This window comes from Ideonella sp. FW305-24, assembly GCF_058788035.1.
On record NZ_JBYTAI010000039.1, the window covers coordinates 1 to 2,477 of the forward strand.

The window sequence follows — 2,477 nt, forward strand, 5'->3', positions numbered from 1 at the left end:
ATGGTGGTCGGGCTGCAAAAGAGCTTCAACTGGGCCGGCGTGGCGGGCGCTGCGATCGGTGCGGGCGTGGGCCAGAGTGTGAGCGCCAATGTCGGCGCGGACATGAACGGCGCACTCGGCAACCAGTTCGCCGAAAGAGTGGTGACGGGTACTGTGGCCGGCTTCGCTGGCGGAGTGACGGTGGCCTTGATGCGGGGTGGGCGCGTGAGCGCGCAGCAGGTCGCGGCTGACGCGTTTGGCAATGCGTTGGGTGAGTCCATCAGGGAGGAAATGCTCTCGAATGGCCGCTCGCGCACCTCGGACGGCACACGTTACGTCGATGGCGACGTTGGGCGCAGCGAACTCCGGATAAGTTCGGCACCGCTGCCGAGCTTCCCTGTCCTCCCGGCTGTCGGCGGAGCGGATGGTTCAGAAGAGTACGTCCGGCCTGCCGTCGATCGCAGCCGGGATGTGTTGCTCGCCTCAGGTCCAGGCTACGCAGGACTTGGGCGGACCCCGCAACAACGAGTGCAAGACGAACTTGCTGCAATCAAGCAGCTTACGACGGACTTGCATGGACTTGCGAGGGCGTACGAGGCTGACTCCGTGGGGGCGGGCAGCAGAGTCGACATCAACATCGTCGATGGCAGTCAAGCCGCAGCGAACTTGCAGGCCAGGGTGGACGCGGCCCAGCATCAGTTCTATCAGGAAGCACCATTCAGTGATTCCATCGACGGGGACGTTCGGGCGAGGGCGCAGCAATGGCGCGATTCGAACGCTTCGAATGGTTCGCGCGAGCCGGAGATGTCAGGATCGAGCGCAGACGCCTCGGAGTTGACGTTTGACCGGCCGGCATGGGTGCCCGCAATGCAGCCCGGCCTTGTCACGGGCAGCGAGTTGGGCGATCAAGCACTCGGCGGCTTGATCGGCGCAACTGACACTGGCTACAAGGCTGCGGCTGGCACGGTGCATCTGGCAGGGAATGCCTTGGTCACCATCGGAGATGTTGTGAGTGGAGGCGCCTATCACGACAGCCCGATTGTTCAGCAAGCCGAGGTCGAACTTGGCGCAGTCTTCAACGGCATAGGCACCGCCATTGCGTCACCCCGAGAGACGATGGGTCATGTGTACGAAGGCATGGCCAACGACTACGCGCGCGCGCAAGAACTGCGTGCGAGGGGCGATGAACTGGGCGCTGCACGAGTGAACGGCGGGCTGGCCTCGTCCGTCGCTGCGACCGCGCTGGGTGGCGTGCAGACCGTTCGCGGCGTGGCGCGCCTGGGGGCGGCAGGCCTTCGGGGTGCCGGTGCTCGAGATTGGAACATCGTGGCGCAGGACATCAACGCCACAGGACTTGGCCGGAGTCAAAGGGGGGCCGTTGGTGTTGGGCTGGAACCCATTCAGCCGGGTGGGGCCGGAAAAATTGGCAATGTAGAAGGCCTCGCTGAGACTGCAGAAAAGGCTGCAGCGGCCCAGCAACTTGCTGCAGCTCTCCGGTATAGAGCCCTGGGATGGAACCATGAACAAGGCAAGTTCAGCGTCATTGAAACTATGGCCATCTCTCGCGCAGAGAAGACGTTCGGGAAGACATTCCAACCGTCAAGTATCGAAGGCGTTGACATCATTGACCCCAGTGGGTGGGGGAATGTGTATCTGAAGGGGCCCTTCCTCAACAGAGACTTGCAGCCTCTCACGGATGCTCAGCAGATGAAGGCGGTCTCCAATGTGGCGAAGCATATTCAGCAGAACACGGCGGTAGACACGCATATCCTCGACACAACTGGCATGTCTAAGGCTACAGAAGAGGCATTGAAAGAAGCAGTGCGAAATGCAAATCAAAGAATCATTTTTATGAGAGGCGACTGATGTCTCAAAGTGCCATTAGATACAAGGGCCATTCCACATACATCAAGGACGAGGATTTAAGAGAGTTCTTGAAGCTTCTCTCATTCCACGTGGAAGATGTGATGCGCGACCAGAATGATTTGAACTGGATTGCCGACGCTATTAGGGAATGGATGGACGACCATGAGGGCCTACCGCCTGGACTTCGAGACATCGAACTAGACGACTTCGCGACTGGTCCTGTTAGGGTCGACGCTCTAACTCGTTTCCTTGACGGATTGTTGAAGCTCTCTATTGGGGATGGTGGCCCATACGACAGAGCACGTGCTGTGCTCATTGTGGAAAGAGTGTTAGGTGAATTGAAATCTAGTACGTAGACCAAAGTCCGCTTCGCGCGGGCGTTCTACTTTTGGCAATGCAGAATCGCAGGTGGTAACTCGCGGAGAGCAGCTACGGCAAAAGTACGATCATCTAACCGCTGATGAGCGCCAGTCGACTATTTGGCAACGTACAGAGGACATCGCTCGCAAGCAATTGGAAGCGAAGGAGGCGATGACTTCGGGAGCGCACTACATGGTCGGCCCTGCAAAATCCATTTCAAGCGCAGCGACAGCAGTCATTTGATTCCTTGAGCCGCAGCGGTCACGTTGCAG

Annotated in this window: 1 protein-coding gene; it reads left to right on the forward strand. The window is 59.1% G+C overall.

The features are described 5' to 3' along the window. A partial coding sequence (locus AC3WR5_RS33370; protein ID WP_492490094.1) for a hypothetical protein occupies positions 1-1,845 on the forward strand: 1,845 nt, incomplete at its 5' end. Positions 1,846-2,477 lie beyond the last annotated feature (632 nt).